Source organism: Streptomyces sp. NBC_01341 (assembly GCF_035946055.1).
Lineage (GTDB): Bacteria > Actinomycetota > Actinomycetes > Streptomycetales > Streptomycetaceae > Streptomyces.
Genome location: NZ_CP108364.1, coordinates 5,323,579 through 5,337,769, shown reverse-complemented (window position 1 = coordinate 5,337,769; position 14,191 = coordinate 5,323,579). Strand labels below are relative to the sequence as shown.

10 protein-coding genes are annotated in these 14,191 nt (G+C 71.6%); 7 read left to right on the top strand and 3 right to left on the bottom strand.

What is annotated here, in order from left to right; translation table 11 throughout:
• Positions 1–31: 31 nt before the first annotated feature.
• Positions 32–3,028, bottom strand: a complete 2,997-nt coding sequence (locus tag OG206_RS23455; RefSeq protein WP_327119228.1) for a bifunctional [glutamine synthetase] adenylyltransferase/[glutamine synthetase]-adenylyl-L-tyrosine phosphorylase — start codon at positions 3,026–3,028, stop codon at positions 32–34.
• 115 nt (positions 3,029–3,143) lie between these two features.
• Complete coding sequence (locus tag OG206_RS23450) at positions 3,144–3,932, bottom strand: putative protein N(5)-glutamine methyltransferase (RefSeq protein WP_327119226.1); 789 nt, start codon at positions 3,930–3,932, stop codon at positions 3,144–3,146.
• A gap of 269 nt (positions 3,933–4,201) precedes the next feature.
• Between OG206_RS23450 and OG206_RS23445 the strand changes: the two genes are divergently transcribed.
• A complete protein-coding gene (locus OG206_RS23445; protein WP_327119224.1) occupies positions 4,202–4,804 on the top strand; it encodes an acyl-CoA-like ligand-binding transcription factor in 603 nt (200 codons plus the stop codon).
• A gap of 249 nt (positions 4,805–5,053) precedes the next feature.
• Positions 5,054–6,919, top strand: a complete 1,866-nt coding sequence (locus OG206_RS23440) for a LamG-like jellyroll fold domain-containing protein (RefSeq protein WP_327119222.1) — start codon at positions 5,054–5,056, stop codon at positions 6,917–6,919.
• Positions 6,920–7,017: 98 nt separating this feature from the next.
• Here the strand turns inward: OG206_RS23440 and glnA are convergent, their stop codons facing one another.
• Positions 7,018–8,379, bottom strand: a complete 1,362-nt coding sequence (gene glnA / locus OG206_RS23435; RefSeq protein ID WP_327119220.1) for a type I glutamate--ammonia ligase — start codon at positions 8,377–8,379, stop codon at positions 7,018–7,020.
• A 245-nt stretch (positions 8,380–8,624) separates the two neighbouring features.
• On the opposite strand from glnA, the gene OG206_RS23430 reads away from it, so the two are divergent.
• The 5 genes from OG206_RS23430 to OG206_RS23410 all read left to right on the top strand — a co-directional run bounded on the left by OG206_RS23430 (position 8,625) and on the right by OG206_RS23410 (position 14,177).
• Positions 8,625–9,299, top strand: coding sequence for a DUF3105 domain-containing protein (locus tag OG206_RS23430; RefSeq protein WP_327119218.1), 675 nt, complete (start codon positions 8,625–8,627; stop codon positions 9,297–9,299).
• Positions 9,296–10,021, top strand: a complete 726-nt coding sequence (locus OG206_RS23425; RefSeq protein WP_327119216.1) for a DUF305 domain-containing protein — start codon at positions 9,296–9,298, stop codon at positions 10,019–10,021. The genes OG206_RS23430 and OG206_RS23425 overlap by 4 nt, the downstream gene beginning before the upstream one ends.
• A 207-nt stretch (positions 10,022–10,228) precedes the next feature.
• The gene (locus tag OG206_RS23420) at positions 10,229–10,654 is read left to right on the top strand and encodes a CBS domain-containing protein (RefSeq protein WP_327119214.1); all 426 of its coding nucleotides are present in this window, start codon (positions 10,229–10,231) and stop codon (positions 10,652–10,654) included.
• Positions 10,655–10,760: 106 nt separating this feature from the next.
• Entirely contained in the window at positions 10,761–12,329 is a 1,569-nt protein-coding gene (locus OG206_RS23415; protein WP_327119212.1) for a multicopper oxidase family protein, read from the top strand.
• A 93-nt stretch (positions 12,330–12,422) separates the two neighbouring features.
• Positions 12,423–14,177, top strand: coding sequence for an NAD+ synthase (locus tag OG206_RS23410; protein WP_327119210.1), 1,755 nt, complete (start codon positions 12,423–12,425; stop codon positions 14,175–14,177).
• Positions 14,178–14,191: the final 14 nt, after the last annotated feature.

The following is a 14,191-nucleotide window of genomic DNA, read 5'->3' as shown; positions in this document are numbered from 1 at the left end:
CGGCCCGCCCCGGCCCGCTGGCCGGGGCCTCTCAGCCTGCCGCGCCGTAGAACCTCTCCTCGACCACGGCCCGTGCCCGCCGGGTGATCCGCCGGTAGTCGTCCAGCATGTCCCCTACGTGCCCCGGCTCGTACCCGAGGTAGCGCCCCACTGCGGTCAGTTCGCGCGGGTTCGAGGGGAAGGTGTCGCCCGGCCGCCCCCGCACCAGCATCACCGCGTTGCGCACCCGTGAGGCGAGGACCCATGCCTCGTCCAGCGTCTGCGCCTCCTCGGCCGGGATCAGGCCGGCCGCGCACGCCGCGGCGAGGGCCTCCCGGGTACGCGTGGTCCGCAGTCCGGGCTCGGCCCAGCCGTGCTGCATCTGCATGAGCTGCACCGTCCACTCGACGTCGCTCAGCCCGCCCCGCCCCAGCTTGGTGTGGAGCGTCGGATCGGCCCCGCGCGGCATCCGTTCGGACTCCATCCGCGCCTTGAGCCGCCGGATCTCGCGCACGGCGTCGTCCCCGAGGCCCTCCACCGGGTACCTCAGCGGGTCGATCAGCTCCACGAAGGCCCGGCCCAGATCCGCGTCACCTGCCATCGGCTCGGCACGGAGAAGCGCCTGGCTCTCCCAGACCAGCGCCCACCGCCGGTAGTACGCCGCGTACGACTTCAGGGTGCGTACCAGGGGGCCGCTCTTGCCCTCCGGGCGGAGGTCCGCGTCGATGAGCAGCGGCGGATCGGCGGTCGGCAGCTCCAGCAGCCTGCGCATCTCGGTGATGACGGTGTTGGCTGCCCGCATCGCCTCCTCGTCGGCGACCCCTTCCCGGGGCTGGTGCACGAACAGGACGTCGGCGTCGGAGCCGTAACCCAGTTCGTGGCCGCCGAAACGGCCCATCCCGATGACGGCGAACCGGGTCGGCAGGGTGTCCCCCCACCGGGCGCGCACCGCGGCGCGCAGGGCTCCGGAGAGCGTGGCGGCGTTCAGATCGGTGACCGCGGAGCCGACCCGGTCCACGAGCGCGCCGGGATCGGGTTCCGCCGGGTTGTCCTCGGTGCCGTAGGAGCCGATGATGTCGGCCGCCGTCGTGCGGAACAGCTCCCGCCGCCGCACCCCTCGTGCCACCGCGACCGCCGCTTCGGCGCCCTGTGCCCGGCCGACCGCGGCGAGCACCTCCTGCTCCAGGTGTTCCCGGCGGCGCGGCCGGAGCCCTTCGGGGTCGCCGAGGATGGCCACGGCCTCCGGGGCGCGCATGAGCAGGTCGGGGGCGAGCCGCCCGGCGGACAGCACCCGGGCGAGGTTCTCGGCGGCGGCGCCCTCGTCCCGCAGGAGGCGGAGGTACCAGGGGGTCTTGCCGAGCGCGTCGGAGACCTGCCGGAAGCCGAGAAGTCCCGCGTCGGGGTCGGCCGAGTCCGCGAACCAGCCGAGCAGCACCGGCAGCAGCGTGCGCTGGATGGCCGCCTTGCGGGACACCCCGGACGACAGAGCCTCCAGGTGCCGGAGCGCGGCGGCGGGGTCGGCGTAACCGAGGGCTTCGAGGCGTACGACGGCGGCCTTGGGGCTGAGCCTGCTCTCGCCGGGGGCGAGCTGGGCGACCGCGTCCAGGAGCGGCCGGTAGAAGAGCTTCTCGTGCAGCCGCCGCACCACGGACGCGTGCCGGCGCCACGCCCTGTTGAGTTCGGCGACCGGGTCCGTACGCAGCCCGAGCGAGCGCCCGAGCCGCCGCAGGTCGGCCTCGTCCTCGGGGACCAGGTGCGTGCGGCGCAGCCGGTAGAGCTGGATGCGGTGCTCCATGGCACGCAGGAAGCGGTAGGCCTCGTCCAGCTGGGCGGCGTCGGCCCTGCCGACGTAGCCGCCGTCCGCGAGGGCGCGCAAGGCCTCCAGCGTGGACCCGGAGTGCAGGGTGCTGTCGCTGCGGCCGTGGACGAGCTGCAGGAGCTGTACGGCGAACTCGACGTCCCGGAGCCCGCCGGGGCCGAGCTTGAGCTCACGGTCGATCCGGTCGACGGGGATGTTGTCGACGACGCGGCGGCGCATCTTCTGCACGTCGCCGACGAAGTTCTCCCGTTCCGCGGCCTGCCACACCAGCGGCGACACGGCGGCGACGTACTCCGCCCCGAGGTCGGGGTCGCCGGCCACCGGGCGGGCCTTCAGCAGGGCCTGGAACTCCCACGTCTTGGCCCAGCGCTGGTAGTAGGCGAGATGGGAGGACAGGGTCCGCACCAGAGGTCCGTTGCGGCCCTCCGGGCGGAGGTTGGCGTCCACGGGCCAGATGGTGCCTTCGACGGTGGTGTCGGAGCAGACGCGCATCATGTGGGCGGCGAGGCGGGTGGCGGCCTGGATGGCGCCGCTCTCCTCCGCCCCCGGGGCGGGTTCGCCCACGAAGATCACGTCGACGTCGGACACGTAGTTCAGCTCGTGTCCTCCGCACTTTCCCATCGCGATGACGGCGAGCCGGCACTGCGCGGCGTCGGCGGGGGCCGCGGCGCAGGCCAGGGCGAGTGCCGCCCGCAGGGTGGCCGTCGCGAGGTCGGCCAGCTCGGCGGCGACCTGGGCGACGTCCGTCGTCCCGCACACGTCGCGGGCCGCGATGGACAGGAGGGACCTGCGGTAGGCGACCCGCAGCCCGTCCGGATCCACCACGTCATCGAGCATGCGTTCGAACTCGGGGACTCCGGGGTGCAGATCGGTGGCCTCGTACGTGACGAGCGCGTGCCAGTCGTGCGGGTGCCGTGCCAGATGGTCCCCGAGCGCCTCAGAGGCGCCGAGCGCGCCCAGGAGCCGGTCCCGCAGCGGTTTGGCCGTGACGAGGGTGTCGAGGAGGACCTGCCGCTCAGCGGGCTCCTCGGCCTCCACGAGCCGTACCAGGCTGTTCAGCGCCAGATCGGGGTCCGCGGTCGCCCCGAGCGCGTCGAAGAGGACCGGATCGGCCCGGACGGACGACAGCTCGGGCAGATCCAGCAGCCTCTCGGCGGCGGACGGATCGGTGAAACCGTGCCGCAGCAGCCTGGTGAACGTGCTGCTTCTGCGTCCCGGCACCGTCGTCATTCCGTGTTCTCCTGCCAGCCGACCTCACATATGCGCCCTTCGAGCCTAGCCCTGCGCAGGTGAATACGGAGAGGGGGCGGAGCCCCGGCTCCCTCCGCGCCTCCCCCGGGGTCGGCTACCGCGGCCGCGTCCCGATGACGACGGTGGCGTACAGCTCGTCGGAGACGACGACACGGGGGATCAGCCCGCCGCCGCCCAGCGCCTCCTCGGCGCGCGCCGCCTGCCGCTCACTGGCCTCGACCAGCAGGCTGCCTCCCGGGGCGAGCCAGCCCGCCGCCTCCGCGGCCACCCGCCTCATGACGTCGAGCCCGTCACCGCCGCCGTCGAGCGCGACGCGCGGCTCGTGGATGCGTGCCTCCGGGGGCAGCAGCGCCACGTCACCCGTCGGCACGTACGGGACGTTGGCGAGGAGTACGTCGACGCGACCGCGCAGAGTACGCGGCAGGGGCGCGAAGAGGTCGCCCTCGTGGACCGTCCCGCGGTCGCCGACGTTGCGGCGCGCGCAGCGCACCGCGGCGGGTTCGACGTCGGCGGCGTGCAGTTCGGCCCCGGACAGCGAGGCGGTCAGGGCGGCGCCCAGCGCGCCCGAACCGCAGCACAGGTCGACGACGACCGCCCGCTCGGGAGCGAGGGCGGCGGCCTGGCGGACGAGGAACTCGGTGCGCCGCCGGGGCACGAAGACCCCGGGATCCACCGCGATCCGCAGCCCGCAGAACTCGGCCCAGCCGAGGACGTGTTCGAGCGGCAGGCCGGCCGCACGGCGGTCGACCATGGCCGCGAGCTCGGTGGGTCCGTCGGCCGTGGAGCAAAGGAGTGCCGCCTCGTCCTCGGCGAACACGCAGCCGGCGGCACGCAGTGTGGTGACGATGGCGGAGAGGGCGAGCGGTGGCGGGAATTCCTGCATGGGGCGGAGCCTTTCGGGGAAAACCGATGGGCGCTCCGCGGCCGCTCAGACCCTGTCGGGCCGGCGACGACGAGAGGCGAGCACCCGTCCTGCGACAGCGTTGATGGGTCTCACCTCCTTGGTCGGTCCCGGTCTCGGGAGGGGTCAGACTACCCGACCCCGGACACGGCGGTGCCCCGTACCGGCGGCGCTCATCGGCCGGTACGGGCATGCGCACGGAGCGATTTTGCCCACTGCGCAATGTGTGGGGCGCCGGAGATAATGGCCCCATGGAGAGCTCTGTGGGACTACGGGAACGCAAGAAGGCGGCCACCCGGCAGGCCGTGCACGAGGCGACACTGCGCCTGACCGTCGAGCACGGCTTCGATCACGTGACGGTGGAGGCGGTCGCGGACGCGGCCGGCATCTCCCGCAGGACCTTCTCCAACTACTTCACCAACAAGGAGGACGCCCTCCTCTACGGCGAGGAGCAGCAGATCGGCTCACTGGTCCGGGCCGTCCGCGAACGCCCCGCGGACGAACCCGCCTGGACCGCGCTCAGGGCGGCGGTGGCGGAGTTCTCCGAACACGTCGCTCCCCCGGAGCGCGAATGGGCCGTCCGCACGAGGCTGGCCATGGGCCACCCCTCGCTCCTCGCCCGCCAGCTCGCCAACCACGCGGCGCTGGAGCGGGACCTGGCGGACGCCATAGCCGCACGCCGAGGCCCCGGCGGCGGTCCGGTGCGTCCGAGGGTCCTGGCGGCCGCCTTCCTCTCCTCGCTGCGGATCGCGATGCGCATGTGGATCGAGGAGGACCTGGCCCGGGAGCCCGGCGAGGTCATCGACGAGATCCTCGACGAGATGGGCCGGGACTTCCGCCCCGACGTACTCTGACGGCCTCATGACGGTGAATCAGCCGCACCCGGCCGCACCACCCTCCCGGACCACGTCTTTCTGACCACGGCCCGGGACACCCAAGCCCCCCGCCACGGCCTTTGCACGCCCGGCAGCACGGCGGAGGATGCGTCCGAAACATGCGTCTTGCGCCGTTCACCCACCCTTCTCCCGTCATTGAGCCGGGGCTCGCCCGCCGCACGTAGCGTCCGACCGACATTGCCGGATTGTTCATGAAGCGGGATCACCATGTGCGACACACACCACATACCGGACGGACCTCAGCTCCGCTTGAGCCGTCGGTCCATGCTCGTGGGCGCGGGACTCGCGGGGGCCGCCGTCGCGGGGCTGGCCGCGACGGCACCGACGGCAACGGCCGCCGAGGCCAAGGGGAACGACGGCCCTTGGCACCCTGACACCGACGCCTCGCGGTTCACCATGGTCGTGATGCCGGACACGCAGTTCCTCTTCGACGGCGCGAGCATCCACCCGGCCCCCGTCGAGGCGACGTTCCGGTACCTCCTGGAACAGGCCGAGGACGAGAACATCGTCTTCCTGGCTCATCTCGGTGACATCACCCAGAACGGCCAGGCGGGGGAATTCGCGGCCGTGGACAAGGCGTTCCGCGTCCTGGACCGCAAGGGTGTCCCCTACAGCGTCGTCGCGGGCAACCACGACATCGGCTCCTCCACCGACGACACCCGGGGCGACTCGCCCTATCTGGACGTCTTCGGCCCGCACCGCTTCCGTCACGCGCCCACCTTCGGCGGCGCCAGCCCGGGGGGCTACAACACGTACCACCTGTTCCGGGCGGCCGGCCGCGAGTGGATGGTGCTCTCCCTGGACTGGCGGCCGTCGCCGGGCACCATCGCCTGGGCCAAGGACGTCATCGCCAAGCACCCCGGCACGCCGGTGATCCTCACCACCCACGAACTCGTCTACGCGGACACCTACGGCGACGAGGCCCAGCTCTCCGAGCACGGCCAGGAGCTGTGGGACGAGCTGATCAACAGCACGGACCAGATCTTCCTCACCCTGAACGGGCACTACTGGCCGCCCGCACGCACCACCCGGGCGAACGCGGCGGGCCATGACACCCACCTGCACATCACGAACTACCAGGACCGCTACTACGGCGGCGCCGCGATGATCCGCCTCTACCGTTTCGACCTGGCCCGCAACACCATCGACGTCGAGACCCTCTCCCCCTGGATCCTGGGACGCGTCGGCGAGGGCCTGAACGCACTGGAGCGTGAGGAGGTCGAACTGACCGGCCCGCAGGACCGCTTCGCCGTCGACATCGACTTCGCCGAGCGCTTCGCCGGCTTCGCCCCGGTCCGGGCACGCCCCTCCCGCCCGGCCTCGCGGATGCTGATCCCCGGCACGGTCGCGTACTGGCGCTTCGACGCCTCCCACGACACCGGCAGGGTCCGCGACCTGACCGGGCGCGGCAACGACCTCACCAAGGTCGTCGCCCCCGGCTCCGACCCGGCGACCGCCCTCACGTGGTCCGCCGAGCACCATCCCGACCAGCCCGGCCACGCAAGTCTGTACTTCGCCGGCGACAAGACCCCGCTGCGCGGGGCACACCTCATCACCGGTGACCATGCCCCGCTGAACTCGGCGACCTTCCGGTCCGGTTACACCTTCGAGGCGTTCTTCAAGCTCCCCGGGGACTGGGAGGACGGCCGCAACGGCTGGGCCGCGCTCATCAGCCGCTGGGGTCTGGCCCGTGAGGCGGGCAAGCTCAAGAACGACCCCGACGAACCCGTCGCGACGCTCAGCCTCTCCGGTGGCCGCGAGCTCCAGTGGTGTGTATACCCGCAGGACCTCGACGAATCGGTCAGCAACTGGGGCCACTCGCTGCCGCTCGACACCTGGTGGCACGTCGCCGTCGTCAACGACGGGCGCCACACCGTCATGTACGTCGACGGCTGCCCCGTGGCCCGCAACCCCTCCACCCGCAACTCCGGCCTCACCAGTCTCGGACTGCCTTGGCTGCTCGGGGGCTACGAGTACGGAGGCAAGCTCGACCAGCTTCTGCACGGCTGGATCGGCGACGTCCGGATCAACGAACGCGCCCTGAAACCGGCTGAGTTCATGAACGCCCGTTAGAGGCGACCGGACGGGAAGCGGGAGACGGCTTCGGGCCGACGGATTCGCACCGTCGGCCCGAAGCCACGTCGAAGCGCTCTACCGGCGCTGACCTGCCGTTACAGCACCGGCAGCAGGTTCTTCAGCTCGAAGGCCGTGACCTCGCTGCGGTACTCCTCCCACTCCTGCTTCTTGTTGCGCAGGAAGAAGTCGAAGACGTGCTCGCCCAGGGTCTCGGCGACCAGCTCGCTCTTCTCCATCAGCGAGATCGCCTCGCCCAGGTTCTGCGGGAGCGGCTCGATGCCCATCGCGCGGCGCTCCGAGTCGGACAGGGCCCAGACGTCGTCGTCGGCGCCGGCCGGGAGTTCGTAGCCCTCCTCGATGCCCTTGAGGCCCGCCGCGAGCAGAACGGCGTACGTCAGGTACGGGTTGGCGCCGGAGTCGATGGAGCGAACCTCGACACGGGCCGATCCGGTCTTGCCGGGCTTGTACATCGGGACGCGGATCAGCGCGGAGCGGTTGTTGTGGCCCCAGCAGATGTACGAGGGGGCCTCGCCACCGGCGCCCGCCGAGCGGGAGGAGCCGCCCCAGATGCGCTTGTAGGAGTTGACCCACTGGTTCGTCACGGCGGAGATCTCGGCGGCGTGCTTGAGCAGCCCGGCGATGAAGGAGCGGCCGACCTTGGAGAGCTGGTACTCGGCACCCGACTCGTAGAAGGCGTTGCGGTCGCCCTCGAAGAGGGAGAGGTGGGTGTGCATGCCGGAGCCCGGGTATTCCGAGAAGGGCTTCGGCATGAAGGTCGCCTGCACGCCCTGTTCCAGCGCGACCTGCTTCATGACGAGGCGGAACGTCATGATGTTGTCGGCGGTGGACAGCGCGTCCGCGTACCGCAGGTCGATCTCCTGCTGTCCGGGGGCGCCCTCGTGGTGGCTGAACTCGACCGAGATGCCCATGGATTCGAGCATGGTGATCGCCTGGCGGCGGAAGTCCATGCCGACGTTCTGCGGGGTGTGGTCGAAGTAGCCGGAGCTGTCGGCCGGGGTCGGGCGGCTGCCGTCGACCGGCTTGTTCTTCAGCAGGAAGAACTCGATCTCCGGGTGCGTGTAGAAGGTGAAGCCCAGGTCGGAGGTCTTGGCGAGGATGCGCTTGAGGACGTAGCGCGGGTCGGCGAAGGAAGGCGAACCGTCCGGCATCAGGATGTCGCAGAACATCCGCGCCGTCCCGGGAGCCTCCGCGCGCCACGGGAGGATCTGGAACGTGCCGGGGTCCGGCTTCGCGATCATGTCCGATTCGTATACACGGGCGAAGCCCTCGATGGCCGAGCCGTCGAAGCCGATGCCCTCGTCGAAGGCCTGCTCCAGCTCGGCCGGGGCCACGGCGACGGACTTGAGGTAACCGAGAACGTCGGTGAACCACAGCCGTACGAAGCGGATGTCACGCTCCTCAAGCGTCCTGAGGACGAATTCCTGCTGCTTGTCCATAGCCACATCCTTGCAGTTCAGACGGTCCGTTCACCACCGCCGGGGGTAGGGGGACACCTCAGTATCACGACCCCGGATTTCACCCACATTACGCACACGGTGTGAGAGAGAGCACGCGACCACCCACTACGATCGGCGCCCATGGTGTGCAAGGGCCCGGAGGGTCTCCCCGCGGCCCCGCGCGCACCGGATTCCCCGCTCGGCCACCCGTCCCTCCCGACCCCTTGGCAGAAGGACCCGACGACATGAGCTTCGACCGCAGGACCCGCATGGAGCAGATGCGCAGTGCCGACCGTGCGCGTGACCGCCGCAAGAGGGTCTTCGCCATAGGCGTGAGTGCCGTGGTCGTGGCAGGTCTGGTCGGTTTCGGGTCGTACATGGTGCTGGAGAAGTCGGAGGCGAAGGAGCGGAACGGGGAGAGCCGGGCCCAGGACTCCAAGCAGACCGAGCAGGACGGGAAGGACCTCGCCGCCGAGCCGATCGCGGGCGAGAAGACGTGGGACGCGAAGAAGCTGACCCGCAACCACGTGACGACCGAGGTGACGTACCCGATGGAGCCGCCCGTCGGCGGGGACCACAGCCCGGCCTGGCTGAACTGCGACGGCGTCGTATACGAAAAGGCCGTCCCGGACGTCAACGCCGTGCACGCGCTGGAGCACGGTGCGGTCTGGGTGACGCACACCGACAAGGCGTCCGGCGACGACGTCGGCAAGCTCGCGTCGCGTGTCAGGAGCACCCCCTACTCCCTGATGTCCCCGTACGAGGGACAGGCGGGGGCGATCATGCTCAGCGCCTGGGGCAAGCAGGTCACGGTGGACAGCGCGGACGACCCCCGGGTGGCACGGTTCTTCGCGAAGTACGTCCAGGGCGCCCAGACACCTGAGCCTGGAGCTCCCTGCACCGGCGGGGTCGACGGGTGAGCCCCTCGCTCACCCGTCGTGTCCGGTGGGCGGCGGGTTCCGCCGTGGGCCTCGCCCTGCTGTTCGCCGGAGCGGCGACGGTCGCCTCCGCACGGGGCGACGGGTCGGCGCCCTCGTCCCGTACGCCCGCCGCGGACTCGGCGGACGCGGGCTTCGCCCGGGACATGGCCGTCCACCACCAGCAGGCCGTGGAGATGTCCTTCATCGTCCGGGACATGACCGGTGACGAGGACGTACGGCGTCTCGCGTACGACATCGCCAACACGCAGGCCAATCAGCGGGGCATGCTGCTGGGCTGGCTGGACCTGTGGGAGCTTCCCAAGACTGCCCCGGACGGCGCGGCCCCGATGGCCTGGATGTCCGGCGGCCACGACGGCGCCGGGCACGGTGGCGGCGGCCACGGCGGGGCGGGCACGCACGGCACGGCGGACACGCAGGCTGCCGTCGGCACGGAACGCGACGGGGCCCTGATGCCCGGGATGGCCACAAGGACCGAGCTGAAGCAGCTGGGTGAGACCGGCGGCCGGAGGGCCGAGATCCTGTTCCTGCAGTTGATGACCGACCACCACAAGGGGGGCGTGGCCATGGCCGAGGGCTGTGCCGACCGGTGCACGGTTCCGGCGGAGAAGCGGCTCGCCCGGGGCATGGTGGAGGCTCAGCGGTCCGAACTCGATCTGATGGCGGACATGCTCGAGGAGCGAGGGGCCGCGCCCCGCACGTGATGCGTGGGGGTGCACCCCGGACCCACGGCCGCGTCCCCGGGAAGGGCCGGGACGTCCGCGGCCCAGGACGCGCTCCAGGGCCGTACACGTCCGTGGCGTACACCCGGCCGGGTGATCCGCCAGCGGTCGCGTGCGCCGGGCGGGCCCACCACAATGGTGGTGGCTCGGGGTCGTACGGCATGCCCACCGGCACGCGGGAGGAATCACATGACCACCGCCAAGGACATCATGAGCAGCGGGACCCACTGGATCCCCGCCCACGAGACGCTGGACCGCGCGGCGCAGATGATGCGCGACCACGACGTGGGCGCGCTTCCCGTCTCGGCCAACGGCGAGCAGGACAGGATGGTCGGGATCATCACCGACCGCGACATCGTGACGAAGTGCGTGGCGTCGGGGCACGACCCGGCGGAGGTGACGGCGGCCGAACTCTGCGACGGCACGCCCCGCTGGATCGACGCGGGCGCCGGTGTCGACGCCGTGCTCGACGAGATGCAGAGCCACCGCATCCGCCGCCTCCCGGTCATCGAGGGCAAGAAGCTCATCGGGATGATCAGCGAGGCCGATCTGGCCCGGCACCTCTCCGACGAGCAGATCGCCGGCTGGGCCGAGAAGGTCTACGCCGGCTCCTGAGTTCCCGTCGCGTCCCGGCCCGGTTCCCCCGCCCTCCGCGAGGGGTCCCGGGCCGCTCGGGTGTCGGGGCGCCGTCCCTATACCCGACGGGGGTACGGTGCGCAATATGTCTGAAATGCCCAGTCGCCGCACCGTACTCGGCTCCAGCCTCGCCCTGGCGGGCACGGCAGCCCTCGCCACCCGGTCCTACGCCGCCCCGCGCCGCACCACCGCGCCCGCGCGGGCCGCCGACACCTACGTCGCCCCCGACGGCCCGGAGGTCGCGGACGCCGAGGCCAAGCGGGGCACCGGCCCACTGCGGAAGGTCTCGCTCACCGCCACCGCCTCCAGCCTGGAGCTGGGCGACGGCCTCACCGTCCCCACCTGGTCCTACGGCGACCGGCTGCCCGGCCAGGCCGTCCGGGTCACCGCGGGCGACCACCTCGAACTCACCCTCGCCAACCAGCTGACGCAGTCGACCTCGATGCACTGGCACGGTCTCGCGCTGCGCAACGACATGGACGGCGTCCCCGGCCTGACCCAGAAGGCGATCGAGCCCGGCACCGAGTTCACCTACCGCTTCGCGGTCTCCCACCCGGGTACGCACTGGATCCACCCGCACTCGGGCGTCCAGCTCGACCGCGGGCTGTACGCACCCCTGATCGTCGAGGACCCGAAGGAACCGCTCGCCTACGACAAGGAGTGGGTTGTCGTCCTCGACGACTGGCTCGACGGGGTGGAGGGTTCCACCCCCGACGCGGTCCTCGACGAGCTGACCAAGGGCCGGGGCAGCAGCCACGACGCCGCGGGCCACACGACGAAGTCGGGCCGTCGGCACAGGGCGGCCGCCGACGGCGACGCCCCCTCACGGCTCATGGTGGGCGCGAGCAGCGATCTGCTCGGCGGGCACGCCGGCGACGTCGCGTACCCGCACTACCTCGTCAACGGACGCAGGGCGAGCGACCCTTCGGTCTTCGAGGCCAAGCCCGGGGACCGCATCCGGCTGCGCGTCATCAACGCCGGCGGGGACACGGCGTTCCGGCTGGCGCTCGGCGGCCACCGGATGACCGTGACGCACACGGACGGCTACCCCGTGCGGCACACCGAGACCGACACCCTGCTGCTGGCGATGGGCGAGCGGTACGACGTGCTGGTCACGGCCGGGGACGGGGTGTTCCCGCTCACCGCGCTCGCCGAGGGCAAGGACGCGCAGGCGCTGGCCGTGCTGAGGACGGCGTCGGGAGACCTCCCGCCCGCCGACGCCCGGCCCTCCGAGCTGGACGGCGAGCTCGTCACCGCCGACCGGCTGGTCGCGGACGAGTCGGTGGCCCTGGCGGCCCGCGAACCCGACCGGACCGTGCGCATGACGCTGACGGGCTCCATGGACGCGTACGACTGGGGCTTCGACGGCAAGCCCTACTCCCCGGCCGTGCGGCAGCCCGTCAAGGCCGGGGAGCGCGTGCGGCTGGTCTTCACCAACCGCACCTCGATGTGGCACCCGATCCATCTGCACGGCCACACGTTCGCGCTGGCGGGTACGGCCCTCGGCGCTCGCAAGGACACCGCGGCGGTCCTCCCCGGCCGGTCGCTGACGGTGGACCTGGACGCCGACAACCCCGGCCTGTGGATGCTGCACTGCCACAACGTGTACCACGCGGAGGCGGGCATGATGACGGTGCTCGGCTACCTCCGCTGAGCCCCGCGTGACGGCGCCCGCCGCGCGCGGCACAGGGCGGGCGGACGGCGGCTCGCCAGGACATCGCGTCAGTCAGACGATTACACTGGTTCCGTGCCTCAACTACGTCTCGCACTGAACCAGATCGACGCGACCGTCGGTGACATCTCCGGCAACTCCGAGTCGATCGTCCACTGGACCCGGCACGCCGCCGAGCAGGGCGCCCACCTCGTGGCGTTCCCCGAGATGGCGCTGACCGGCTACCCCGTCGAGGACCTGGCCCTGCGCTCGTCCTTCGTCGAGGCGTCGCGGGAGGCGCTGCGCGCGCTGGCCTCCCGCCTCGCCGGCGAGGGCTTCGGCGAACTGCCGGTCGTCGTCGGCTACCTGGACCGCTCGGAGCACACCGCCGCGCGGTACGGGCAGCCCGCGGGGTCCCCGCGCAACGCCGCCGCGGTGCTGCACCGCGGCAGGGTCGCGCTGAACTTCGCCAAGCACCACCTCCCCAACTACGGCGTGTTCGACGAGTTCCGGTACTTCGTGCCCGGCGACTCGATGCCCGTCGTACGGGTCCACGGCATCGACGTGGCCCTGGCGATCTGCGAGGACCTCTGGCAGAACGGCGGGCGCGTCCCGGCCGCACGCGCGGCCGGTGCCGGGCTGCTGCTGTCCGTCAACGCCTCACCGTACGAGCGGGACAAGGACGACACGCGGCTCGAACTGGTCCGCAGGCGCGCCCGGGAGGCGGGCTGCACGACGGCGTACCTCGCGATGATCGGCGGTCAGGACGAGCTTGTCTTCGACGGCGACTCGATCGTGGTCGACAAGGATGGTGAAGTCATCGCCCGCGCGCCCCAGTTCGCCGAGGGAAGCGTGATCCTGGACCTGGATCTGCCCGCCGCGTCGGCCGTGGCGCCGTCGGGGAGCGTCGACGACGGGCTGCGGATCGACCACGTGGTGCTGAGCGAGGATCCGCTCCCCGCCTACGAGCCCGAGCTGACGGGCGGCCGCGCGGAGCGGCTGGACGACGACGAGGAGCTCTACTCGGCCCTGGTGGTGGGGCTGCGCGCGTACGCCGCGAAGAACGGTTTCAGCAGTGTGCTGATCGGGCTCTCCGGCGGCATCGACTCGGCACTGGTCGCGGCCATCGCCTGCGACGCGCTGGGCGCCGCGCACGTGTACGGCGTCTCGATGCCGTCGAAGTACTCCTCGGAGCACTCCAAGGGCGACGCCGCCGAACTGGCCCGGCGCACGGGGCTGAACTTCCGCACCGTCCCGATCGAGCCGATGTTCGACGCGTACATGGGCTCGCTGGCGCTCACCGGGCTGGCCGAGGAGAACCTGCAGTCCCGGCTGCGCGGCACGATGCTGATGGCCCTGTCGAACCAGGAGGGCCACATCGTGCTGGCCCCGGGCAACAAGTCCGAGCTGGCGGTGGGTTACTCCACCCTGTACGGGGACTCGGTCGGCGCCTACGGGCCGATCAAGGACGTGTACAAGACGTCGGTCTTCCGCCTGGCCCGGTGGCGCAACCGGGCCGCCGAGGAACGCGGACAGGTCCCGCCGATCCCGGAGGCCTCGATCACCAAGCCGCCGAGCGCCGAACTGCGCCCGGGCCAGGTGGACACGGACTCGCTGCCCGACTACGACGTGCTGGACCGGATCCTGGAGATGTACGTCGACCGGGACCAGGGCAGGGACGCGATCGTGGCGGCCGGCTTCGACGACGCCCTGGTGACGAGGACGCTGCGCATGGTGGACACGGCCGAGTACAAGCGCCGTCAGTACCCGCCGGGCACGAAGATCTCACCGAAGGGCTTCGGCAAGGACCGCAGGCTCCCGATCACCAACCAGTGGCGCGAGTCGGTCTGACGCGGCGGCCGCCC